The sequence below is a fragment of the Citrobacter sp. 21OH12SH02A-Citro genome (assembly GCF_027919895.1).
GTDB lineage: Bacteria > Pseudomonadota > Gammaproteobacteria > Enterobacterales > Enterobacteriaceae > Citrobacter > Citrobacter braakii.
On record NZ_CP114804.1, the window covers coordinates 82,050 to 106,254 of the forward strand.

Here is a 24,205-nt window from a genome sequence, read left to right on the forward strand (position 1 = left end):
AACACATGACCGCTACTGCACTACAGCAAGAAGAACATTTGCCGGAAGCCATCGTCTGCAAGTGGTGTGGCAAATCCTTTCATTACCTGAAATCCCATATCTCTATGGGCCGCTGCGAGAGCATTCCTGAGTCCGCGAAAGGTATGGACGTGGACGAGGTGGTGAAAATGTACACCACTGCGTTTCCGGATGAACCAACGATCTCTCGCACGGCACTGGCCAAACTCAATGAGAAGCGTGCCGAAAAGCATTCAGGTGAAGGAAAAGTGGCGGACATTAGCGCACATCCGGGCTACGCAGGAACGGTCGAATACAAGACCGAACTGGTGGCCGCGCACGAGCTGCTTGGCGTAACGCTCAAAGAGCTGGGAACGCCACGCGGAAAACCACTACAGGTGACAGTCAACGTCAACACGCCATATCCGGAGTTCGTACCGGAAGCGAAGAAGAACTATGTGTATGGCGACTTCGACCTGATTAAAGACATCTTCATGATGCTGGAAATCGGAATCCCAGGCTATCTCTGGGGTCATGCAGGAACCGGTAAATCTTCTCTTCCTACGCAGCTATGCGCCCTGCTGAATCGACCACTGATCCGCGCCCAGCATACGGCGTCTATGGAAGAAGCACACGTTACAGGCCAGATCCTCGCTCGCGATGGCTCCACCTACTTCGAGCCGGGTTTGCTGGCGCTGGCGATGAAAAATGGCTGGGTGTACCTCGCTGATGAATATGACTTCGCGTTCCCGCAGATTCTGGGTGTGTACCAGCCAGTTCTTGAAGGAGAGCCGCTGATCATCAAAGAGGCAACTCCGGACTGGCGCCGTATCACTCCGCATAAACGCTTTGCCTTCATTGGCACTGGCAACACTAACGGCTCTGGCGACGAAACGGGTCTCTATCAAGGTACGAACATCCAGAACGCGGCGAACTTCTCGCGCTTCGGCATTGTTTCGAACGTGAAGTACATGAGCACTAAGGCTGAAGTCAACATGCTGGCTGAGGCTGGCGTCATCCGCGAATACGCCGAGAAGATGGTGAAATTCGCGAACCTTGTCCGTGAAGGTTATGAACAGCATCTGATCAGCCAGCCAATCGGCCCTCGCGAGCTGCTGCTGTCCGCAAAAATCGGAATGATGCGCGGTGATTTCTCTGCCGGCATCGAAAAGTCGTTTATCAATAAACTTCCATCCACGTCTGCACAGGCAGCGCGTGAAGTGGTTCAGAAGATCTTCGGTTAATCGTGCGTAAAGGATGTTTCGGCTCTCTTATCGCAGCGTCTGAAACTGGCCGGGCTTGTCTGGCGTGTCCGGATAGGCCCGAGTGCCACCAGTCAGCCAAAGAGGTTGCGATTTCGATGTATGGGAAGTTCGTTGGCTTCCCCAATGACAAAATCAAGAAAACCAGAAAGGTAAAAACACATGAAGGCTCTGATGGTCAGAACTGACTTCTCCCTGGGAGAGTCGGCTCTAAAAGCAGAAAACGCGGTAAAAATCGCGAGAGACGCTGGCTACACCGCTGTCATTTCCGCTGACAGCATGAACATTGCCAGTGTGATCCCCCTGCAGCGTGCCGCTGGCGACGACATGGCGGTTATTTGTGGTGTTAAGCTGAATGTTGTCGACGATCCGACATACGAGCACCGCGCCCGCCTTGCGAAAGAGTCAGGTGGATGTATGGAATCATTGGTACGTGATCGCAGCTACTGCTTCACGGCACTGATAAAGAATGAGCAAGGTTATCGCGACATGTGCGAACTGATGACCTTTGCGAACAAGCGCGAGCAATTCTATTTTGTCCCGCGTCTGGCACTCGACCAGCTGGCGGCCGCATATGCCAAAGGCAACATCATCCTGCTGACGTCTGACATTGGCAGTGTATTCCAGCGCCGGGACTTCGCAAAGATTATCGGGACGCTGGTGACAGCTGGAGGACGCGATAACTTCTACAGCGTGGTTTATCCGCACCCTACCCCATTCTACGACCAGATTAACGTCCGGGCGATGAAAGTGGCGAGCGCACTGAAAATAGAGACAGTGGCGTTCTATCCCGCTTATTACGAAGCGGTCGACGACGCTGACATTAAAGACATTGCGCACATGGTTACGAACAACATCAAAATCGACCAGCCGCATCGTCTGCGTATTCCCCACCAGCGAGATAACGCCGTTAATGGTCGCCGCCATCTCCTTGAAGCGCTGAAAGCCTTCTCCGTTCGCATGGATGTACCGGTAACAGCTGCAATGGCCTCAACAACGCAGGACACCATTATCGAAGCCTGCACATGGCGCTGGCATGAATTGCCACCAGCATTGCCCAAGATGGCAGACGACGAGCCTGCAACGCTGATGAAGCTGGCTGTCGCGGGGCTGCGTAAGCGTCTTACTACCAAAGAGTTTGGCTACACACCACCGGCTTCTGAGCACCGTGTGTATGTTGATCGCCTGAAGTACGAAATGGACACACTGACCCGCCTGGGCTTCTGTGGCTACTTCCTGATGGTGCGCGACCTGATGAATCACAGCCGTGAAACTGGCATTCCTGTCGGGCCAGGTCGTGGTTCCTCTGCCGGTTCTCTGGTGGCATGGTGCATCGGCATAACCAACGTCGATCCTATCCGTCACGGTCTTCTGTTTGAGCGTTTCATCAACCCTGAACGTCTCGACTTGCCGGATGCAGATCTGGACTTCAGCCAGGCACGTCGTCATGAGGTGATCGAGTATCTGAATGAACGCTATGGTGAAGATTACGTTGCCGGTATTCCGAACTTCACCTATCTGGGCGCTGCTTCGGCGCTGCGTGACACTGCGCGTATTTACGGTGTCGACGCTGCGGATATGGCGGTATCAAAAGAGTTCAAGAATCTGGAAGACGATAGCCTGTCTCTGGAAGAGCTGCGCGAGCAACTGGCCAGCCTGGACAAATACGCCACGAAAAACCCGGAAGCGTTCAAAGCGGCGTGTAAGCTGCAAAGCCTGATGCGTGGTTTTGGTCGTCACGCTGCGGGGATGATCGTCGCTGGCGTTCCACTGGTAGAGCGCACGCCCGTAGAGCTGCGTGGCAATGCTCGCTGTATTGCGTTCGATAAACGTTACTGCGAGGCGATGGGGCTGATTAAGCTGGACGTTCTCGGTCTGGCAACGCTCGATCTGCTGGATAGCGCGAAACGCTACATCAAAGAGAGTACCGGGGAAGACATCAATCTCGATGCTATCCCACTGGACGATCGCAAGGTTCTGGATGGGTTCGCTGCAGGGTACACGCAGGGCGTATTCCAGCTGGAGTCCGGCCCCATGCGCAAGCTGCTTAAAGATCTGGGCGGTGGCATTGAGCCAATGAGCTTCAAAACCGTTGTCGCCACGACCGCACTCTTCCGACCTGGCCCGATTCAATCAGGCATGTTGGACGACTATGTCTCCGTGGCCAAAGGCTTCATGGCTCCACAGTCGCTGCACCCGGTACTGGACGAGCTTACCGCGGAAACCAACGGCGTGATTCTGTATCAGGAACAGACGATGAACGCGACACGATTGCTGGCCGGCTTCACGATGGCCGAAGCAGATGGTGTGCGTAAAGCGATCGGTAAAAAGGATATGGAAAAGATGAAGAGCATGGGCGAGAAGTTCGTCGTTCAGGCTCAAGCTGGTTGGATCGACGTTGAGATGGAAGACGGCACAACGCAGCGCATTCACCGCGCGGAACACTTCAAATGTGAGGACGGCGCACTGCGGACGGTCGAAGAAGCGCTGGAGACAGGTGTGAAATTGCCTATGGCTGCTGTACGCGTTACAGGGTCACAACCGGGCTTGTCTGAGACGAAAGCTAAGGAGATCTGGGATGCCTTCGAGAAGAACGGTGCGTATCAGTTCAACAAATCACACTCCGTTGCCTACTCGCTGATCAGATATCAGTCTATGTGGTTAAAGACACATTACCCTGCTGAGTTCTTCGCTGCTGCGCTCACCATTCTGGGCGAGGATAAGCACCAGGGACTGGTTAAGGATGCGCTGACCTATGGCATTCGCGTATTGCCACCAGATGTTAACGTGTCGTCTAACCGAATTGAGATCCGCACGCTGGAAGACGGCAGCCAGGTACTGTATGCGCCATTCTCTGCTGTGAAAGGCTGCTCTGAGAACGGATGCCAGGCCATCATGAGAGCGCGTGAGAAAGTTGGCGGCAAATTCGAGTCACTTGAGCAATTTGAGGAAGCGGTCGAGAAGCGTGCGTGTAACAGCCGGGTACGCGAGTCACTGCAAAAAGTAGGTGCGTTCGCATCGATTGAGCCTGGCAGTCTGCCAGCGACAGATCCGGAACGACTGCGCGACCAGGCAGAGTTGATGGGCAATCTGGTGATCGACGCTGTAAAAGCCTCTCGACCGTTCGAGATGAACCCTAAGCGCTCTGCTGAAGTGAATGTACTGATGACTCGCATGGCGGCCGAAATGGGTCTGGGAGACGACCTGATCCGCCCAAGCATTGGCATTAAGCCGAAAATCATGGTCATTCTGGACAACGCGAACGGCAATGATGGGCGTACCGGCTACTTCATGGAGAACGGCTACGACGACTTTAAGGCGAAGTTGCTTACTGCAGGCGATCTGCGCATGGGCGATCTCTACGTCACCGGCGTGTACAAAAAGGTGAAGGACAAAGAGAAGGACTACACCAAAGACGAGATCGGCCAGTTCACCGACTTTATGCGTGAAGAGATCAATCTGGTGCGTCCGACCTATGTGCTGACGTGTGGCAGCCGGGCGACGTCACTCTTCAACAACAAGAGCAAACCATCCGACCTGGTTGGACGCAAAGAGTATCTGCCAGAGCTGGATGTGACCGTTTTCTACGGATTTAACCCGAACATTTTGTACTTTCGCCCAGAAGAAGGCGAAAAGCTGGAGGCAATTCTGGCAGAGGTAGCGGAGACTATTAGCAAATGAATAAAGAGAACACCATGAACGAGGCACAGAAGATTGCACAAGCGCTGGCGGCTATCCCAGCGGATTTTCAGGATAAAGCAGTTGCGGCCACCATGCGGTCGCAGTTCTGGGAAATCATCGACTGCCCGGTCACGTTAGATCTGGCGCTGGCGTTCGCCGGGCTGGATGGTGCCGACAAAGTCAGACGTTTGCGTAAATGTGCCAGAGCGCTGGCGCTTAAAACGCAAGATCCGAAGGCGTGCCAGTATCTGCTGGAGATTTACGAATCGGATAACCCAGAGGAACAGCTGGAGGCGTTCAAAGTGTTCCGCAATCGGCTGGTGCTGAAGGTGGCCAAAGAGTTTATGGAAGTGAACAAGATTGGCGATGTGAGACAGTACAGGCTGAAGCGCCAGACCAGAGTCACGCTATCCAACATTTTTGGGAAGAAAGTCGCTTAATTATAAGGCTCGCCGGATGGCGAGCCTTATTGTTGAAAACAGCTTAAGACTTACCGCAGAGATTGTTATTAATCATGTTACACCAGTAAGATGCTAACTTAATTCTTTAATCTGCTTCCATGTTTCAACGCCAATTTCTGTCAAGGCATTAAAATACTGACTTTTTATTTCTGCGTATTTTACATCATCAAAATTAAAACTACCTCTATTTCTTAGTTCTACACATTCCTGAAAAAAAGTAAGAGCCTCATTGCATTTATCGCGCATTGTTTGTTGATTATGTTTTTTTGGATTAAGTAACAAAATTATCTGATTACACTCAATCATTACAGTTTTCGCCAACTCGTCCCCAGCTTGTTGATATGCCGGGGTTGTCTGCGGATTTATTTGTCGTTTTAATAAGCTGTAATTCATATCGAGATTCGCATAAAACTCACTACTTCTTGATCTTAGTTCTTGAAGCCAACGAAGTCTTTCTGCGGTAATTATAGTTGCTTTTAATTTTTTATCTTCAGTAGCAGCAGCAGACTTAATTTGCTTGTTTGTGCCTCGATATAACAAAAATGCACCAATAGCAGCGCCTGCAATAGCTGATATTGAAGATATTATAGCAATCCAAATAGCAGAATTATCAGGTTTCGTATTCTCTTCTATTTGCTTTAATAAATTATAAATATCAAACATGATGATAACATTTCCTTTTAATTTGAATAATTAATGATAAATACCGTGCGGAAACATGAAGGCTCTATCCCTTTCAAAATCCATATTTCTTTCAATTAAAATTCACGAACACAATAGGAGAGACTCCAGCAATTAACAAGCCCTAAGAAGTAGTTGTTCGAGCAGATAGCATAACGGTCTATCTTGGATTAGCGTTAACTGAATCTCTATAATCAATACACATTAATAAGTGAGAGGCTATCAAAATGAGCACCGATATCTACGAAAAAATCATGTCCGATCTGGAGTTCGACCGCGACAATCTTGAAGAAGTCTGGCGTCAGCAACCGCGTCTGTTGATGGAATACGGCTCTAAGCTGGCGTGGGCAGAACGCGAGGTCGCAGATGCAAAACTCTCTCTCGATGCGATTGAGGCGAAAATCTACGACAATGAGCGTAAGAACCTGAGTATGAACGGCATTAGGTTTAATGAGTCCGTACTGGAGGCGAAGGTTAGAACCAACCCGCAATACCTCGCAAAGCGCCAGAAACTCGACGATGCCCGGCACATTGCAGATCTGTACAAGCACGCTGTAGCCGCCTTCTCTCACCGCCGCGACATGATTGTCCAGGCGTCCAAAATGGCTATCGTGGAGATTGAACGTTTGGGCGCCGAACGTTTCCATTCTTCCCGTTAATTTATGCTAGATCGTAAGTAAGTACTGATCTATCATTCTTCTCGCTCGAAAGAGCCACGAATAAACGAACGCCCAACGCGCATAGCGCCAATGGCCACAATCACAACAAGGAGAAATACATGTCTAAGTCATTACTTGATCTGCTTAACAAGACCCGTGGCGATATTGCTTCTAAACGTGGCAATAACGTTGATTTGACCCGTCTGAAAGACGGCAATAACTATCTGCGCATTTTTCCGAACAAGGACGACCCTAATGGCGTGTTCTTCCAGACTTTCGGTATGCACTACGTTAAGCATCAGAATGAGGAAGGCAAAGATGTAACCACTGCCTACATCTGCGAACAGCACACCCACGGCCACGCTTGCCAGCTGTGTGAGATGGTTATGGAAGGTCGTGCTCGCTTTAAGGGCAATAAAGCGATGGAAGAGCGCATTAACAGTATGCGTGCCACACCGCGTTATCTGGTCAACGGTGTTCTGTCTGCGCGTGAAGACTTTGCGGACGCAGAGAAATGCCAGCTGATTGAGCTGCCGTCTACGGTCTTCGACGATATCTGCAAAGTGATGTCCGAAGATATTGCGGATGATATCGGCAACCCACTGAGCAAAGAAGAAGGCTATGCGTTCCTGATTAAGCGTACCGGTTCCGGTCGTGACACCAAGTACGACGTATCCCCGAAACGTAAAGTCTACAAAGGCGACATTCCTGAGAAGCTCTGGACTACCCAACACGATCTGATCGCATACGCGAACCAGGCTGACGAAACCCGTCTGCTGTCTACGGCTCGCACTATGGGTCGTCTGATTGGTATCGCGGCTCCGGCAGCAACAATGTCCTCTCCGGCCATTTCTTCCGCTGCAAAATCAGCTGCTGCTGAACTGCCAGGCTTTGGCTCTATCACTGGCCATACGGAAGGCGCAGCTGCTGTCGCTACAGCACACACTCCGGCTCCAGAGTCCACCAGCCTGGTTGATGAAGAGATCCTGCGTGCCGCTGAAGCTGAGTTCAAACCGGAAGCTAAACCGGAAGAAGTTAAAGCTCCGGAAGCCGCCGCAGCTGCAAGTGCTTCAGCATCTGCCGCCGCTGCATCTGTACCAGCTGACGAAGGTCTCGATGACCTGCTGGCTGAACTGGACGCTCTGTAATCCCATAACGTGACCAGTAAGGCGTCTACGGACGCCTTACTTTTTGGAAGGAGTGTACCGGTGAATTATCTCTTTGTGGACGGTAACAGCCTGGGCTATTACCACCAGCAATCCGACAAATTACACAACGGCGAGATGGAAGTTCAGGCGGCTTTTGGCTTCGTGAAGAACGTTCGTCGTTACGCCTCAATTCTCCATGCCCGCCCAATGATCTTGTGGGATGGATTCAGCGACAAACGTCGCGACTTCTACCCGGAGTACAAAGCGAATCGCGATGACGACCCGGATATGAAGAAGATGAAAGAAGGCTTTGCCATCCAGAAGCCGTACATCTTGAAAATGATGACCGCGCTGGGCGTTAACCAACTCATTGCAAAAGACGCAGAAGCGGACGACCTGGCTGGAATGCTGGTCTCTCGCCTGGCTCCGCAGCCGACCGTCGATCATATCTACCTGCTGACTGGCGATGGCGACTGGCTCCAGCTGGTTCGCGAGAATGTGAGCTGGGTAAGCCTGCGTGAAGATGCCAAGCACAAGCAGGTGAACTTCGAACAGTTCGCAGAGCTGACAGGTCTGCCAACACCACGCGCGTTTCTGGAAGCGAAAGCGTTGCAGGGCGATAACTCGGACAACATCAAAGGCGTCGGCGGCATTGGTGATGGTGGCGCGAAAGAGCTGCTTCATGAATGGGGAAGCGTGGCCGCAATGGTACGCGGCATTAACGACGGCTCCATTGTCATCAACAAAGGTCGCTATAAGACGGCATTCAACAAGCTGGCAAAGAACGCCTTCAACGAGAAGACGGGCTACCGGATGCTCGAAGCCTTTAAGCGCAACATGATGCTGATGAACCTTATCGACACAAAATTCCCACCCAGCGAAATCGAGTCGATTAAAGGCGCACGCGACATGAATGCCTTCGAACAGATGTGTTACGAGCTGAACTTCCAGTCGTTTCTGGAAGATCTGGAAGTGTTTGTTCTGCCATTTGAGAGGTACTGCTGATGCTGAAATCCATCATTAATGGCGGGGCAACTACGCCAACCATGCTGGCTAAAGAGATTGTCTTCTGCCACGGCGAGCACGCTGTGGTGGCGCTGCCGAACATTCTGGGCGCTGCTGGCATTTCTGCTACTGAGCGTGAGTTCGCGCTGGTCAGCGAGCAGGTCGTGAAGATCATCGCTCGCGTCGCCAAACACCTGAACCACGACGCAATCAAGTTTGACGAAGCCGCTGCTTCGAAGCGAATCAACGAATCAAAAGGAGCCTAATCATGGCAAAAGGCAAATCCGCACTGGCACTGGCGCTGAAAAAGAAAATCGGCAGCAATGACGAGATCCAGAAGGTCTCCCACTGGATTGACTCCGGTTTCCCTCCACTGAACAAAGCCATTTCCGGACGTTACAACGGTGGTTTTCCGTGTGGGCGTATCGTTGAAGTCTTCGGGCCACCAAGCGCCGGTAAAACCTTTTTGGCGACGGCTGCGATGGTGTCAGCACAGAAACAGGATGGTCTGGCCGTATTCCTTGACCACGAAAACAGTTTCGACGTTGGTCTGGCGGTAGCGAACGGACTGAACGCCGACGAAGATGACGGCCAGTGGGTTTACAAACAGCCGGATACCTTCGAAGACTCCGTCGAGCTGATCGGCACAATCCTCAAGCTGGTGCGCGACGAAGAGCTTATCCCGGAAACAGCCCCTATCTGCATCGTTGCCGACTCTCTGGCGTCGATGGTTCCGAACTCGAAGGCTGAGAAGTTCGACAAGATGGCAGAAGGCACTGCGAAGGACAAAGATCAGCTGAACATGAACGACAACACGGCGCTGGCGCGCGCGACGAGTGCGAACTTCCCTACTCTGGCGCTTTGGGCGCGTAAGTACAACGCGTGCATCATCTTCTTGAACCAGGTGCGTACCAAAATTGGCGTGATGTTTGGCGATCCGACGACGTCTCCGGGTGGCGACTCTCCGAAGTTCTACGCGTCGGTGCGCATCCGTCTGGGTGCATCCGTCATGAAGGATGGCAAAGAGAAGATCGGACAGGACGTTGGCGCCGAGTGCATTAAAAACAAAGTCGCGCCTCCGTTTGGCAAATGCTCATGGAAATTCTACTTCGACCCGACTCGCGGGCTGGACGTCATCGAATCGCTAGTTGAGTACATGCTGGAGGAAGGATACCTGCCCAAGAACGCCAGCGGGCGTGTGGAAATTGGCGATAAGAAGTACACCAAATCGCAGATCGTCGAGATGTACCGCGAGAAGCCACTCCCGGAAATCATCGCAGCACTCCAGGCGATAGACGAACGGCGAGCGAAAGAGTCGTCCCCAGCAGAGACAGAAGAAGCGTAATCACAAGGCGTCCGTTGGACGCCTTTTTTATACTTGAAAATATATAAGTGCTTACTTATCATTTCTGCACCAAAACGACAAAAGGAAACACATGATCAAGGGTTATCTCATGGCTGTTTCAGCGGTGATATCAGTCTGCTTTATCTACGGTTTACTGGTTCCATCGCTTATCTCAGCTAAAAGCGATCTGGCCTTATTTATCGGACTTGCCATCGCTGTAGTCTTCCCGGTTGCCTTGTTAAAAGCTGGCCGCAGGTATATCAACTCACTCAATAAAACTAAGGAGAAGTAAGTAATGAAGAAAGGTTTACTGGCGGTGGCTTTGGCTGCTATTTGCACAATGGGTCTGACCGGCTGCGATCGCGTGGAACCGGGATACGTTGGCATTAAGGTAAACAAATTGGGTGAAGACAAAGGTATCGGTGAAGTTGTCGGCGTTGGCCGTCAGTGGACTGGTCTGAATACCGAACTGTACACCTTCCCCACTTTCAAACAGATGAAAACCTACGATGAGCCGTTCACATTCCAGATGAGCGACGGTACAGCCATCGGCCACAAAATTGGTGTGGCATATCTGGTTAATCGCGACAAAGTAACTACCGTATTCCAGACCTATCGCAAAGGTGTTGATGACATTACCGACACTGATCTGCGCCAGAAGATTGCGGACTCACTGAACCGTCTGGCCAGCCGCATGACTACCGACACGTTCATCGACGGTGGCAAGGCGTCTCTGCTCGACAATGCGCTGAAAGACATTCAGGCAGAAATGTCACCGGTAGGTATTGAGGTTATTAGCCTGTCATGGGTGGGCAAACCAGACTACCCGGACACTGTCATCGAATCTATCAATGCCAAAGTGACCGCGAACCAGAAAACGCTCCAGCGCCAGCAGGAAGTTGAACAGCGCAAGGCAGAAGCGAACATGCTGCGTGAACAAGCCGAAGGTGAAGCCGACGCTATCCGCAAGCGTGCTCAAGCAGAAGCTGATGCCATCAAGTTGCGCGGTGAAGCATTACGTCAGAATCCGAACGTCATGGAGCTGGAAGCCATCAACAAATGGAATGGCCAGTTGCCTCAGTACATGACTGAAGGGGCCAATACTCCGTTTATCGCGTTGAAGTAACAGCCTTTTCAAAGATACGGCGTCCACTTGGACGCCTTTTTTATTTCCGTATTATCACCAATAAGAAAACAAATTGGTTACTAATACGGAATTACCATCCGTAGAAGTACAAAGTGACAACGCCACATAGTTGTTCGGCAACGGATGAGAAGGAGATCGGGAATGAAAAATTACAGCGAGATGACGGACTTTGAGATTAACTGCCTGGTCGCGGAAGCCACCGGCCATCGACCGCTCATCTCACAATATGGCTGGAAAGGCTCACAGGAAGGCGATTACACAGCAGTGGTCGCCATCGGCCCGAACGGAGCCGGAACCTTCGACTGGTGTAACGATCCGGAAGATGCGTGGGACATTATTTACCGACACAGAATCGGCGTAATCCCTGCCAGACAGCCTGGCGAGTGGAGAGCGGCCCACAGAACGGTGGATAGCTCAACGCCACAACATCTGATCCAGAACCCTAACCCTTTCAGAGCGGCAATGACCGTGTTCCTTTTAATGCAGGAGAAAAAGCGTGAAGAAACTGTATGACGCGGCCAACGCTGCGCTGGATGTAGTGGATACCGAAATTGCCCAGGGCTTCCCGGAGCCAGAATGGGCGACGCAGCTGCGTGAGGCGATTGCAGAGATGAACGCACCGGAACCTTCAGAAGATGAAGCCGACTGGCAGCGTTTCATCAGAATGTACGCGGAAGAGATTGGCCCGACGCCCACCGCTGAACAGGCCATGCTGCTCAAGTACTTCAAAGAGGCTGGAGAGAATCTGCCGGTTGATGATACACCGCACTGGTTTCACGCCGCCTGGCGTAAGTTCGACGTGATCTACACCCGCGGTCTGGGAAGCAAAGATATGGTCGTCTGGCATCTGATGCACATTGATAAGGCTGTCGACCGCACGCTGGAGAAGCTCTTTCCACCAGCCTGAACACAATGATTGTGCGCCGCATGGCGCACATTAATATAAATAAGTACTTACCAACAAGGAGAAAACACATGAAGATTTTGGTTCGCATTTCAGCCAGCACCGACTATGACGTTTACCCGTTGTTCATGGTCAAGTGTGATGGGCTGAACGATGAAGAAATTCAAGCGGCAATTGAGCGCAATCTCGTTGAGTACACAGGCATGGATGCGGATTCTGTGTATGTCGATGATGACGGTGTTTGTTGGCACAACGGTAGTTGCTGGTACGTCGACGACACGATGCCGGTAAGCGATGAAGACGCGGCTCATCTTGAGCGTATCTTAGGCATCAGCACTTTTGAGTGATATTTACAGCAAAAAATATATAAGTTAGTATCTACCTATCATGAAAACTGTATTAGACACTTTATTACTTATTGTCTCGATAGCTTTTGTGCTCGATTGCATCTTCACCGGAGCAATCCGTAAAGCGCTGGCGCCTGTTAATGGTGCGATGGTTAATGCGCTGGCCGTAGTGCTGGTATTCGACTCAGCATTCGGCGTTATCAAAGGAGTCGTGGCATGAAGAAAATAGCCCTGGCTCTGGCGCTGCTCTCCCTCCCTGTCTACGCGGACACGCACGTCTATGAGTGTGAGATGTCAGTGGCCGAAGTGAAGAACGACGTGATCCGCAATGTCATCAAAGCCAGCTACGGCGCGATGGTTGTGGACAGCGGCGAACAGTTTTATGTTGTGCGCGATGATCGCGTCCTGTCTTCCCCCTATCTCACCAAACGTAACGGCAAACTGTCTGGCGTGGGTGAAGATAAGTTCGTTTACAACAAATCAGGTGATGTCTACGGCGTTCACGCGAAGAACGCCAGCTACCTTTTCGATGACTGCAAGGAGGTTGGTTGATGGCGGTTACACTGGCAGGTCTGGAAATCGAAAAAACAAGCGGCTACTGGCGTGCCAAAGGGTTTAAGCAACCCGGCGTGCTGGAGCGACTGGAACGTGAGGACGGTGTCATTGTCCACCAGCGTCGCGAATGGCGCATGTACGATCCGGAAACAGGTAAGCTCACGACGAAGGCCGGGACACTCTGGGGTCTGCTGAAGAAAATCCACTGATAACCCTAACCACTGCGGTGAGTAGCCAGCTCACCGCGTGCGTATCCGGTCCATAACCACTGTAGTGAGTAAAACGCCTGCCGTGACATCCGGTATCCACTGTAGTGAGTAAAGTGGCGATTATCGACGTCGCTATCCACTGTAGGGAGTAAACAGGCGTTCATCCGCAGCAAACAACCACTATAGAGAGTGATGGAATGCGTTCTCCAGCGGGTATCCACTATGGAGAGTAAACCTTCACTGTTTTCAGCGGATATCTACTCACTACAGTGGTTAGTAAATACGGCCAACCGATTCTGCTCTCCACAGTGGATAGCCAATAACGACGGGAACAACGATAACCACTATAGAGAGTGGATTTAACAAGATACCCAGTGACCACTAACCTCGCAGCCCTTGTTTCATCTAGGTTTGTAACCACTAACATTTATTTCGTTATTTGAGCGCTACTGCCTACAGTGGTTACTCTTCGGTTGTTGTTACTCACTACAGTGGATAGCGGATTTCAGATAAACAAAAGGCTCACTACAGTGGATAGTGAGCCTTTCTACTCTCTACAGTGGTTGGGCTATTTGCGAGCTTTTGCCTTGCGTAGCTCTTCGAGAATCGCCAGTTCTTCCTTGCTCAACATGACCATCTCACCGTCTTTTTCTTCAGGAACAACATCGATGATGTCCTCCTGATCATCACCAAGCAAGCTATCTTCCTGCTCTTCTGGTTCTTCCGGCGCAGCTTTAGCTGGTGGCAATGCCGGGCGTAACTTCGGCCGCCTATAGTGGATGATGAAGTAGACCGAGCTGCCGCGCTTCACTTCGGTGTAATCGAGATAGCCGATCTCCCGAAGTTGCTCCATCGCCTTCCTGACTGTCGCATTCTGGGTAATGGTGCGGCTGGTTAAGTTAAGTCTGGCGCGTAAGCGAGCCAACGAGATTGGTGCCGGGTCAGGTGGCAAACTTTCGATGAAGGTGTAGAGCGCCTGCGCGGATTCTTTTCTGGAGAGTTCGTTAATTGCCCGGAGTTGCAGAAGAACCTTTTTGTCGAACTGGTAGAGTTCGAAAATCTTAGGATCAGCCTGCAGCGAGACCGTGTCGTTCTTTGTGCTGTACTTTGCTGTCTGCACAAGGTGCGTCACGTAATACTCATCAGAGCCTTTACTGCGGAATGAGATAGTGTTTGTGGCAATACGAGTTAGAGAACTGTCCAGGCGCTTGCGTAACTTCGCGGACGATCTGGCCGTTGGTATGCCACAGAGCCTGACGAACTCGACGAACGGTAACGTGACGGTGTCGCCAACAACCTTGTGCTTGGCGAACGCGTGGATGATGCCTACCCACGTTTTGAAGTCGTTATCCATATCCAGACGAACGCCGGAGATCCTTATGTCCTCGTACCCTTCGGCTTTGGCCAGAGACAGCTGTTTGAGTTCAGCAGAGGCGTCCATAGAGACCATTTGCCCCTTTCTGCCCCTGGCGGTCGATTTCAGCGTCGGAACAAAGAGACCAAGACGCATCAGAGCAACAGGCTGAACTGTGTTGTTGGTGTTAGGAACTAACGTAACAACTTCACCGGTCTTTTTGTCTGTTTCTGAGAATGCTTCAACGATCGCTATGTTTTTATTGCCGTTTTCACTCATTCCAAGTGTCTCTTTTTATTCGACCGCTTTGGTGGCCTTTGCTGATTACAGTGGATAGTAGCACTCATCACAGCGGTTATCCTACCGCCTATAGTGGTTTTTCTACTCTCTACAGTGGTTGGTTTGCTCTTCATAGTGGCTGATCTTCTCTCTATAGTGGATATCGATCACCTCTAAGGCCCTGTGGGACAACGGTTTGCGGGGTGCGGGGATCTTTTTGGGTCTTTGTGGGTCTCTTTGTTTCTCTTTGGGATCTGAATTACTGGATCGGGCCTGTGTATAAAAATCAGGTAATTGCAAAACCAGCCATCACTCCCCTTCTGGGGATGATGTGTGGTCGAAACAAACACGCCTGAACGCAAAACTTCCAACATCTCTATGAATATCAGCCACCTGACGTAGAAATACAGGCACTGAGTTATCCAGTTAAGACAATGTCTCCTACTCACTACAGTGGATACCGACCACTCTCCAGAGAGGTTGTTTTGCTCTTCATAGCGGTTATTATGCTCTCTACAGAGGTTATTTTCCTCCCCATAGTGGATAGTAACCCCCTCTCAGGCCAGTAACCGCAACGGCTGGAGACGATCGGGGATCTCTTTTGATCTTCTGTAGGATCTCTCTGGGGATCTAATTATTGGATCGGTCCTGTGAATAATGGGTATAAGTAAAACAGGCATTTGCAAACATCGGTGCGCCTTGTCAGTTATCGTTGCCCAGGACAAAACTATTTGAATAAGAATTATGGATCTCAAACGCACGCGCTGGGTTCGCCGTCTTGAAGATGGCTCCTACACCATTGAATCGAACACTAGCCTGAACAAACAGAAGTTGCTCTGCGACCTGTGTGGCATTGCGTCGAAGTGCCCGATTAACGAAACCCGGCTCAAACTCCACGACGCCGGTGCGCACTTCCACCTGAATAGTTGCATACGTTACGTGCCACTGATGGCATTTCGTAAACCGATCATCGGATTAGACGCTCCCTACTTCAACACACTCCGCTCTGGTGTAACATGGCGAGACCGGGTCGAACCTGGCAAGCTCGTTTGTCTGGTTGAGGCTGATACTGGAAATATCATCCGGTTCGGGAGAGTCGATAAGGTCTACTCAGGCCCGGTGCATGAGATGCTGCGGAAACACAGCCGGTTTAACCATCTCTGCATGGGTGGAGAGAAGATCGAGAAGGTTGGCGAAGTGATCCGCAAATCCTACGGACACTTCCTGAACGACGACAGCCTTCTCACGGCCATCTACATTCGCCATGTCGATCGGGAGTTCGATACGGAGTATCACAGTGCTGAAGAGTTGAATCTTGTCGACCCTCGTCCAAAAGCTGGGGTAATAAACATCAGCGTAGCGCGTCAGAAGCCCCCTGAGACGTTTTAAACGTAAACTCATGGTTTTACCGGGGCATAAAATATGGTGTCTTAGAAAGACACTGAGAGCTTTAGGGATTAATACATGAGTGAATTTTATTCAAGGGCAGCAACTGTGGCAGACATGCCATTTATCATGGGTGAGTTTGAAGACGGCGCGCGTAAAGGTCACTTCTACGAAGAAATCCTCACGTCTAAGGGCTGTAAAACCTTTGAGAAGCAGACCAGGCTGGCAATCAAGACGAACGAGCAGGGTCAATACTCGGGGCATTTTATCTACATCCTGCTGCGCCGTTCTGATGACAAAAAAGCAGGGCTAATCTGGTTCTGTGCCGCACTCGATCCAACCGGTGCGCCACGACTTGAACTCCGTGCCATCAGTATCGTCAAAGATCTACGCGGGAAAGGCTATGGGTCAATGCTGCTGTCCGACATGATCGATTCAAACCCGAGCCAGCCGATGATGGCGAAGTGCTATGTCAAATCCTCGCAAATGGCCGACATGCTAAAACGCAGAGGTTTTCACCTTTTCGACACGTCCCCCAAAGGCACGCAGATGCTGTTTCGCGATCCGAAGTAATAAGCCCCCCATACGGTTGAGATATTGTCACCACCATAAAAATAAGTAGGTATTTACTTATATATTTTGTCATAATCATGTGCCTGTAGATTTTCTTCTGTGCCGTGTTGTCTGGGTTGTTCGCCTCTCAAACACGCTTAACATCTGTATCAAAATAACCACAAAGGAAAAGACACATGACATTGCCATACGGGGTGATATCAGATCCCCATTATCATCGTTGGGATGCTTTTGCGACAACAAACGCTGACGGGCTGAACTCTCGACTGGAGATCCAACTGGACGCCACGAAAGAAGCTGCCAAAGCCATGAAAGCTGCGGGCTGCAAGCACATGCTGGTGGCTGGTGATACTTTCCATGTTCGTGGTGCTATATCGCCTTCCGTCCTGCATTTCGTGACAGAAACTTACGAGTGGATCGTCAAAGAGTTGGGCCTCGAAGTGGTTATGCTGGCCGGCAACCACGACCTCGAAACCAACGATTCCGTATACAGCGCCAACGCAGCTGCCTCTCTGCGCTCAATCGGTGTGGAAATCGTCTGCGGCAAACGTCCTCACTCCATCAAAATGGGCGACGTAACCGTCCACCTGATTAGCTGGCGCAATAATCACGCAGAGCTTATCAGCGACCTCAAAACACTGCGTTCCGGGCTGGATGGCGACAATCACGATGTCGTTGTGCATACCTCGATCAACAAAGCGATCCCCACCATGCCAGATGTCGGCATCGACGCACAGGAACTGAAAGATATCGGCTTCCGTTTGTTGCTGTCCGGACACTACCACAACCACAAAGAAGTGCTGCCTGGAGTGGTTAGCATCGGGGCGCTGACGCACCAGAATTGGGGCGATGTTGGTTCGCTGGCTGGCTTCATGATCGTCAACCCTGACGGCACATTCACCCACCACGAAACCTCCGCACCCAAGTTCGTCAACCTTGAGGACGATGTGGAAGACGACCAAATTCGCGGTAACTACGTGCGCTTCCGTGCCGTTGTGGAGAGCGATGAAGAAGGCATCAAAATCCAGAACGTCCTGAAAACAATGGGCGCGAAGGGTGTCGTCTGCAACTTCATCCGCAAGGCATCGATGATGGAAGGCACTGCCAGTACTGCGGAGACCAGCAAAATAGACAGCCTGGGCGAGTCCGTCGCGGCGTACTGCAAGATTGTTCACGACACTGACGGCGGCTTCGACCTGAGCAAGCTGGACATGCTGTGTCAGGAGATCCTGACCGAAGCGGAGAGTGCGGAGGCAATGTGAGTACGAGCCATTCTGGGAGCTTTCGGGACTTCATCTCCACGATGAAAAGACTTGAACGAGGCCAGACGGTGATGTTCCACAAGCCCTACCCACCCAACGGAAACCCTGTGGCGTTTTATCTGGGAAGACTGAGCAAACAAGGCGTACTGAAACGCCGATCTTTCCCAGCCCACACGGAGTTTCAACTGCGAAAAGGCCAGCATTTGAATCAAAAAGTTAGAGGCATTGTATGAAATTTCTAAAGCTCCAGGTTGAGAACTTCATGGCGTTAGCCAGCGCCGAAGTTGAGTTAGACCAACGCGGTCTGGTGCTCATTCAGGGTGTTAACAGTGGCGACTCTTCCGCTGCCAGCAATGGCGCGGGCAAATCGACTTTGATGAACAGCCTGATGTGGTGTCTGTATGGCGAAACTGCGCATGGCGTCAAAGGTGACGACGTGCTCTCTACAGGCCACGAGAAAAACTGTCGCGTGATGGTGACTGTTGAGGATGAAGGAAAGCGTTACGCCATCATTCGCCACCGCAAACACAAAGAGTTCAAGAACCGGCTGATCGTCCGTGGCGAAGACGGTGATATGACCAAAGGCAAAGACACACTGACGCAGGAGTTCGTTGAACGCCTGATTGGTGCATCGAAAGAGGTGTTCATGGCGTCCATCTACGCCAGTCAGGAAGCAATGCCAGATCTGCCGGGTATGTCCGACAAGAACCTCAAAACCATCGTTGAAGAAGCCGCTGGCGTCGACCGGTTAACGCGAGCCTATGCCATTGCTCGCGAGCGTGCTAATGCAGCTGCCGCACGCATGGATGTTACCAAATCCAAAATGGACGCCTGTCTCACGCTTATCGAGACCGCGCAGTCAGAGATTGAGGCGGCCAAAGCGTCCTCTGATAGTTGGGAACGCGATCGCGGCGAACGTCTGGACAAGGCCCGCGTCGATTTGGCTGGCGCGGAGGTAACGCTGTCCGAAGTCGTGATGGAAATTCGCTCGCTGCCGGAACAGATCCGGGATACGGAAAACGCGATTGCTGGCGAACGCAGCAAGCTGGCCTCCAAAGAAGAGCATGACGCCAAACTGCTGAAGGTGCGCGGTGCGATTACGGAGATCCGCTCAAGCATCCGCACTTCAGAAGCGGCACAGAACGAGTCCATGAACCGTGCTCGCTCGTTTAAAAGCAAAGCAGAAGAGGTCAACACAAAGGTCGGAGCACCTTGTGTTACGTGCGGAAAGCCCTACTGCGAAGAAGATTTGTCCACCGTGAAGGAGAGTTTCATTGAACAAGCGCGTAATGAGATCGGCCAGGCGCAGGCATCAGCAGCGGCAGTGGCTCAACACAAAGCTCGTCTTGAGAAAGCGCTCGGCATCGAGTCTGCACTGGTCGCGGCCACACCCGATGTCTCAGAAATCATCGCCAGAATCGAACGCCTGACCAATGAGCTAAGTGCGCTGCGTCATCGCGAACGTGAAGTTGTGGCCGTCGAAGCGATGGTGGCGCGGGCGCGTACTGACGTGAATCGCATCATGGCAGAGGTAAACCCATTTCTGGCTGTCATTAAGCGCCATGAAGACAACCTGGCTGCCAATAAATCTAATCATGCAGTACTTAAAAAAGAGTTAAAAAGCATTCAGGAACAGGCTCTGTTGCTGGAGAAAGCTCGCCAGGTTTACTCCCCATCTGGCGTGCGTTCACACATCCTGACTTCTGTTACGCCTTTCCTGAACATCAGGACTGCGGAGTATCTCAACACGCTGTCGGACGGCAATATCGTTGCCGAATGGTCGACAATGGAGACAACGAAGAAAGGCGAGTATCGCGACAAATTCAATATCAGCGTAACCAAAACAGGCTCCAGCAAATCCTTCCAGACGTTGTCTGGTGGCGAGAAGCGTAAGGTACGCATTGCGTGCTCTCTTGCTTTGCAGGATCTGGTTGCCAGTCGCGCCAGTAAGAATATCGAGCTGTTTATCGGGGATGAAATTGACGACGCGCTCGACACTGCCGGTCTGGAGCGTCTCATGGGGATTCTGGAAGCCAAAGCGCGTGAACGCGGCACAGTGATGATCATTTCCCACAAAGAGATGAAATCGTGGTTCCGGGAAACCATCACAGTCGAAGTCAAAGAGGGTCGCAGCTATGTCGTTTAACTTGAGCCGAACGCAGTTTTTGCAGATGTTTGCCGTGATGCAGTCTATAAAGCTGATAAACCACCATACGGCAAAAGCAGCTGCGCCTGCACTTTTGTGGAAAAACGAAAACATCAATGACGACCAGTTCTCGGTATTAACCAGTCTGTTGTCATCGACTCCGTTGATGCCGAGTTTGTCTATGCTGCCGTCAGGAAGCACTGCGCCGATCCTTATTAATCCATTTACGGAAGGTGGATATCTCCCACATTCTGGGCCGGGGTTCGTTGTGATTCCTGAAACCGGAACGCTGAACATCCAAGAAAATGCGCTCTTCAATGCGATGGAGACGCACATCAGCACCGCATTCACTAATCTGATTCGACACGCTAACGCACGCGCGGATCACGTTGCAATGCCTGGTGCTGCTTTCGTCAGCTTCTCTGTTGACTATGACCGACACGCGCCAATTTCAAAGCGGGCGAAACTCTGCTTATACGAGGAGGGATGTGAAGTAGCGGTTATTGAAGTTCTTCTCCCCCATGTATTCAGCGCGAATGAAACGACTGCACGCCATCTGATCGACATCATGCGGCATTTCATCGGCCAGAGCATGATTGATGCAGATATTGCTGCAGGCGTTCTAACCAACGATAGCATTCATGTTGTTAGCGACATTCCGAAGCCGCCAACTCGCGAGCCGGAGAAGACACTTGAACAGAAACTATTGGAATGCCCAACCTGGGCTACGTGGTAAGGAGACCAAAATGAGTAAAACCATTCGTGTGGTCGGCGTCGACCCTTCAATGAGCAATTTTGGCCTGGCGATTGGCACGCTGGATCTGGAAACGGATAAGCTGGACATTCATGGCCTGACATTGGTGGAAACCAAAGCTGGTGGCAACAAGAAGACGGTTCGCGTAAACAGCGACGATCTGCGCCGCGCTAACGAAATCTGGCGTACCGCCAAGCCCATAATCGAGCAGGCTCATATGGTGTTTTGCGAGTTGCCGGTTGGTAGCCAGTCCAGTCGCGCACAAACCTCATACGGCATCTGCATTGGCGTACTGGCGTGCGTGGATAAGCCACTGATACAGGTCACGCCAAACGAGATTAAGCACTATGTCGGGAATAAGCTGACCACGTCGAAGGAAGAGATCATTCAGTGGGCTACGCAGAAGCAGCCAAACGCCCCGTGGTTGCGCCGGAAGCAATCTGGTAAGGAAGTGCTGGTGAATAAAAACGAGCACCTTGCGGACGCTGTCGCGTCGATTTACACCGGTATGCAAACTGATCAATTCCGTCAGGTTCGCGATGTTCTTGCAGGAATTTTATAAGTCGGTAATTGATAGGTAGGTGCTTATCTATTAACATGAGGCCACTATATTTAGTGGCCTTTTTTATTGGGTGATACATGATAAGCATCGTAAAACGTAACGGTTCCACAGAGCCGTTGTCAGAGGAAAAATACAACCGCGTTGTGATGTGGGGAGTCGAAAACATTCGCAACGTTAGCGCGTCTGCTGTCGCTATGGGCGCCGCTGCCAGCATTTTCGACGGAATGACCACCTGCCAGCTGCATGAAGCGCTGGTGAAGTCCGCTGCCGATCTGATCTCTCCGGAAACCCCGAACTACTCGCAGGTTGCCGCGCGACTGAGCCTGTTCAAGATCCGCAAGGACGCCTTCGGCCAGTATGACTACCCGAATTTCTACAATCACATCGTCAGCAACGTCAGTCGTGGCGTTTACGATGAAGACCTTCTCAAGTACTACTCTCAGGAAGAAATTGCCGAGCTGGGCGTGTACATCAAGCCTAAGCGCGACGAATACTTCGGCTATGCCGCCACCGTGCAGCTGGCGAGCAAGTATCTCGTTCAAAACCGAGTAACTGGCGCTATCTACGAAGGGCCACAGCAACTCTACATGCTGGTCGGCATGTGCCTGTTCCAGAATTGGGAAGATGGCTGCGCCGGTAAGACGCGTCTGGAGATGGTCAAAGGCTTCTACGATGTGACCAGTACATTCAAGCTGTCTCTGCCAACGCCAATTATGGCCGGCGTGCGCACCCCTACTCGCCAGTTCTCCAGCTGCGTGCTGATTGAAGCAGCTGATAGTCTGAAAGGGATTAGCGCTGCGTCTTCCGCAATCATTGACTACGTGTCACGTCGCGCGGGCATTGGTATTGGCTTTGGGCGTCTGCGTGCGCTGGGAAGTGAGATCCGCAATGGCGAGGCCACCCACACTGGCGTTATTCCATTCCTGAAACACTTCCAGACAGCTGTGAAATCCTGCTCTCAGGGCGGTGTTCGCGGCGGCGCTGCTACAGCGTTCTATCCGATCTGGCACTTGGAAGTTGAAAGTCTGCTGGTACTGAAAAACAACCGTGGCATTGAAGAGAACCGCGTTCGTCATCTCGACTATGGCGTGATGATTAACCGTCTGATGTATCGCCGCCTGGTGCGCAACGAAAATATTACGCTGTTCAGCCCACACGATGTGCCGGGCCTGTACGACGCGTTCTTTGTTGATCAGGACAAGTTCGAAGAGCTGTACCTGAAGTACGAAGCCGACGAGAGCATTCGTAAGAAATCTATCCCGGCCGTCGACCTGTTCTCTACGCTGATGCAGGAGCGTGCCTCTACTGGTCGCGTTTACATTGCCAACGTCGACCACATGAACGATCACGGCGCATTCGTTCCGGAAATTGCACCGGTACACCAGTCCAATCTCTGTATGGAGATCACGCTACCGACCAAGCCACTGGCGTTCACTGACGATCCGAACGGGGAAATCGCGCTTTGCACTCTGTCTGCGTTCAACCTGGGCGCGATCCGCACGCTGGACTCACTGAAAGACGTGGCGTTTTACGCTGTGGCGGCACTGGACTCTCTGCTCGACTATCAGGACTACCCGATGGCTGCTGCAGAAATCCCGGCTAAAGCTCGTCGTAGTCTGGGTATTGGCGTGACAAACTTTGCCTACTATCTGGCGAAGAACGGTTTTAACTACTCTGACGCTGCAGGCAACCAGCTGGTGCATGAGACCTTCGAAGCCATTCAGTACTACCTGCTCGATGCGAGCTGCCGACTGGCCGAAGCGAAAGGTGCATGTGACTGGTTCTCCCACACCAAATATGCACAGGGCCAGCTGCCAGTCGACCACTATCGCAAAACGCTGGATACCAACCCGGAGACCTCTTTCGAGCTGAAAATGCCGTGGGAAGAACTGCGTGGCCGTATCCGTGAGCATGGTCTGCGTAACTCCACTCTGACCGCTCAAATGCCGTGTGAGACGTCCAGCCAGATCACCAACTCCACCAATGGTATTGAGCCGCCCCGCGGCCCGGTGTCCGTGAAGTCTTCCAAAGACGGCATCGTGAAGATGGTCGTTCCGGACTTCGCGCAACTGAAAGACCAGTACGAGTACCTGTGGGATATGCCTGATAACCGCGGCTATCTGACTAAGGTGGCCATCATTCAGAAGTTCTTCGATCAGGCCATCTCTGCGAACACCAACTACGACCCGACTCGCTTCCCTGGCGACAAGGTTCCAATGATGAAGCTGCTGGAAGATCTGCTGTTTGCGTATCAGCAAGGTGTGAAGACGCTTTATTACCACAACACGCGTGATGGCGCTGGTAAGCGTGACGACGACGATCAGGTGTCCGAACCTTCAGTTGCGGAGGTTGTTGAGCCAGAAGATGAGTGCGATGGCGCGTGCAAAATCTGATGAGTGTGGGGAGAAATCCCCACCTTTTCATTGAGTTGAGTACCTTGTTTAAACCAATAAGATAACAATTTGTTTAAAGCCACTCGATAACATTC

The 24,205-nt window shown here is 51.6% G+C and carries 26 protein-coding genes; 24 read left to right on the forward strand and 2 right to left on the reverse strand.

The annotated features are described in order from the left end of the window. The first annotated feature begins 5 nt into the window (after positions 1-5). From O6D90_RS25635 to O6D90_RS25645, 3 genes are all read left to right on the forward strand, one after another. Positions 6-1,241: an AAA family ATPase gene (locus O6D90_RS25635; RefSeq protein ID WP_270956657.1), complete on the forward strand. Its 1,236-nt coding sequence runs from the start codon at positions 6-8 to the stop codon at positions 1,239-1,241. A 180-nt stretch (positions 1,242-1,421) separates the two neighbouring features. Further along, complete coding sequence (gene dnaE, locus O6D90_RS25640; protein ID WP_270956658.1) at positions 1,422-4,940, forward strand: DNA polymerase III subunit alpha; 3,519 nt, start codon at positions 1,422-1,424, stop codon at positions 4,938-4,940. Further along, positions 4,937-5,380: a hypothetical protein gene (locus O6D90_RS25645; RefSeq protein ID WP_270956659.1), complete on the forward strand. Its 444-nt coding sequence runs from the start codon at positions 4,937-4,939 to the stop codon at positions 5,378-5,380. Before dnaE ends, O6D90_RS25645 begins: the two co-directional genes overlap by 4 nt. Positions 5,381-5,473: 93 nt before the next feature. Here O6D90_RS25645 and O6D90_RS25650 read toward each other — a convergent pair whose 3' ends face one another. Then, positions 5,474-6,064 carry a hypothetical protein gene (locus tag O6D90_RS25650; protein WP_270956660.1) on the reverse strand — a complete coding sequence of 197 codons (591 nt, stop codon included), beginning with the start codon at positions 6,062-6,064 and terminating at the stop codon, positions 5,474-5,476. Between the two features lie 245 nt (positions 6,065-6,309). Here O6D90_RS25650 and O6D90_RS25655 point away from each other — a divergent pair, with 245 nt between their 5' ends. The 13 genes from O6D90_RS25655 to O6D90_RS25715 all read left to right on the forward strand — a co-directional run bounded on the left by O6D90_RS25655 (position 6,310) and on the right by O6D90_RS25715 (position 13,401). Continuing rightward, positions 6,310-6,741: a hypothetical protein gene (locus tag O6D90_RS25655; RefSeq protein ID WP_270956661.1), complete on the forward strand. Its 432-nt coding sequence runs from the start codon at positions 6,310-6,312 to the stop codon at positions 6,739-6,741. Positions 6,742-6,860: 119 nt separating this feature from the next. Continuing rightward, positions 6,861-7,889, forward strand: a complete 1,029-nt coding sequence (locus tag O6D90_RS25660) for a hypothetical protein (protein ID WP_047722229.1) — start codon at positions 6,861-6,863, stop codon at positions 7,887-7,889. Positions 7,890-7,949: 60 nt separating this feature from the next. Further along, positions 7,950-8,894 carry a 5'-3' exonuclease H3TH domain-containing protein gene (locus O6D90_RS25665; RefSeq protein WP_047722230.1) on the forward strand — a complete coding sequence of 315 codons (945 nt, stop codon included), beginning with the start codon at positions 7,950-7,952 and terminating at the stop codon, positions 8,892-8,894. Next, entirely contained in the window at positions 8,894-9,160 is a 267-nt protein-coding gene (locus O6D90_RS25670; RefSeq protein ID WP_000920226.1) for a hypothetical protein, read from the forward strand. Before O6D90_RS25665 ends, O6D90_RS25670 begins: the two co-directional genes overlap by 1 nt. 2 nt (positions 9,161-9,162) lie before the next feature. Continuing rightward, complete coding sequence (locus O6D90_RS25675; protein ID WP_047722232.1) at positions 9,163-10,239, forward strand: recombinase RecA; 1,077 nt, start codon at positions 9,163-9,165, stop codon at positions 10,237-10,239. Between the two features lie 91 nt (positions 10,240-10,330). Continuing rightward, positions 10,331-10,531 (forward strand): hypothetical protein, encoded by a 201-nt coding sequence (locus tag O6D90_RS25680; RefSeq protein ID WP_000589750.1) that lies wholly within the window; start codon positions 10,331-10,333, stop codon positions 10,529-10,531. Between the two features lie 3 nt (positions 10,532-10,534). Further along, the gene (locus tag O6D90_RS25685) at positions 10,535-11,365 is read left to right on the forward strand and encodes an SPFH domain-containing protein (RefSeq protein WP_004110049.1); all 831 of its coding nucleotides are present in this window, start codon (positions 10,535-10,537) and stop codon (positions 11,363-11,365) included. Between the two features lie 162 nt (positions 11,366-11,527). Then, the gene (locus O6D90_RS25690) at positions 11,528-11,899 is read left to right on the forward strand and encodes a DUF2591 domain-containing protein (RefSeq protein ID WP_060453946.1); all 372 of its coding nucleotides are present in this window, start codon (positions 11,528-11,530) and stop codon (positions 11,897-11,899) included. Next, on the forward strand, positions 11,883-12,293 hold the full coding sequence (locus O6D90_RS25695) for a DUF7238 family protein (protein ID WP_270956662.1): 411 nt from the start codon (positions 11,883-11,885) through the stop codon (positions 12,291-12,293). Before O6D90_RS25690 ends, O6D90_RS25695 begins: the two co-directional genes overlap by 17 nt. A gap of 68 nt (positions 12,294-12,361) precedes the next feature. Further along, a complete protein-coding gene (locus O6D90_RS25700; protein WP_004110038.1) occupies positions 12,362-12,637 on the forward strand; it encodes a hypothetical protein in 276 nt (91 codons plus the stop codon). Between the two features lie 40 nt (positions 12,638-12,677). Next, positions 12,678-12,857: a hypothetical protein gene (locus O6D90_RS25705; RefSeq protein ID WP_004110036.1), complete on the forward strand. Its 180-nt coding sequence runs from the start codon at positions 12,678-12,680 to the stop codon at positions 12,855-12,857. Further along, complete coding sequence (locus tag O6D90_RS25710) at positions 12,854-13,189, forward strand: hypothetical protein (RefSeq protein ID WP_023180917.1); 336 nt, start codon at positions 12,854-12,856, stop codon at positions 13,187-13,189. The genes O6D90_RS25705 and O6D90_RS25710 overlap by 4 nt, the downstream gene beginning before the upstream one ends. Continuing rightward, on the forward strand, positions 13,189-13,401 hold the full coding sequence (locus tag O6D90_RS25715; protein WP_006812558.1) for a hypothetical protein: 213 nt from the start codon (positions 13,189-13,191) through the stop codon (positions 13,399-13,401). The genes O6D90_RS25710 and O6D90_RS25715 overlap by 1 nt, the downstream gene beginning before the upstream one ends. A 568-nt stretch (positions 13,402-13,969) precedes the next feature. On the opposite strand, the gene repA is transcribed toward O6D90_RS25715, so the two are convergent. After that, a complete protein-coding gene (gene repA / locus O6D90_RS25720) occupies positions 13,970-15,034 on the reverse strand; it encodes a replication protein RepA (RefSeq protein ID WP_047722236.1) in 1,065 nt (354 codons plus the stop codon). Between the two features lie 744 nt (positions 15,035-15,778). On the opposite strand from repA, the gene O6D90_RS25725 reads away from it, so the two are divergent. The 8 genes from O6D90_RS25725 to nrdA all read left to right on the forward strand — a co-directional run bounded on the left by O6D90_RS25725 (position 15,779) and on the right by nrdA (position 24,110). After that, positions 15,779-16,423 carry a hypothetical protein gene (locus O6D90_RS25725; protein WP_270956664.1) on the forward strand — a complete coding sequence of 215 codons (645 nt, stop codon included), beginning with the start codon at positions 15,779-15,781 and terminating at the stop codon, positions 16,421-16,423. 75 nt (positions 16,424-16,498) lie between these two features. Then, positions 16,499-16,993: a GNAT family N-acetyltransferase gene (locus tag O6D90_RS25730; protein WP_060570061.1), complete on the forward strand. Its 495-nt coding sequence runs from the start codon at positions 16,499-16,501 to the stop codon at positions 16,991-16,993. A 176-nt stretch (positions 16,994-17,169) separates the two neighbouring features. After that, complete coding sequence (locus O6D90_RS25735; protein WP_047722239.1) at positions 17,170-18,255, forward strand: metallophosphoesterase family protein; 1,086 nt, start codon at positions 17,170-17,172, stop codon at positions 18,253-18,255. Then, positions 18,252-18,488, forward strand: a complete 237-nt coding sequence (locus O6D90_RS26275; protein WP_000107766.1) for a hypothetical protein — start codon at positions 18,252-18,254, stop codon at positions 18,486-18,488. The genes O6D90_RS25735 and O6D90_RS26275 overlap by 4 nt, the downstream gene beginning before the upstream one ends. Beyond that, positions 18,485-20,401, forward strand: coding sequence for an AAA family ATPase (locus O6D90_RS25740; RefSeq protein ID WP_047722240.1), 1,917 nt, complete (start codon positions 18,485-18,487; stop codon positions 20,399-20,401). Before O6D90_RS26275 ends, O6D90_RS25740 begins: the two co-directional genes overlap by 4 nt. Next, positions 20,391-21,137: a hypothetical protein gene (locus tag O6D90_RS25745; protein WP_270956665.1), complete on the forward strand. Its 747-nt coding sequence runs from the start codon at positions 20,391-20,393 to the stop codon at positions 21,135-21,137. Before O6D90_RS25740 ends, O6D90_RS25745 begins: the two co-directional genes overlap by 11 nt. Before the next feature lie 10 nt (positions 21,138-21,147). Further along, the gene (locus tag O6D90_RS25750) at positions 21,148-21,717 is read left to right on the forward strand and encodes a hypothetical protein (RefSeq protein WP_002214145.1); all 570 of its coding nucleotides are present in this window, start codon (positions 21,148-21,150) and stop codon (positions 21,715-21,717) included. A gap of 77 nt (positions 21,718-21,794) precedes the next feature. Further along, positions 21,795-24,110, forward strand: a complete 2,316-nt coding sequence (gene nrdA, locus O6D90_RS25755; RefSeq protein ID WP_270956666.1) for a class 1a ribonucleoside-diphosphate reductase subunit alpha — start codon at positions 21,795-21,797, stop codon at positions 24,108-24,110. The last annotated feature ends 95 nt before the right edge of the window (positions 24,111-24,205 follow it).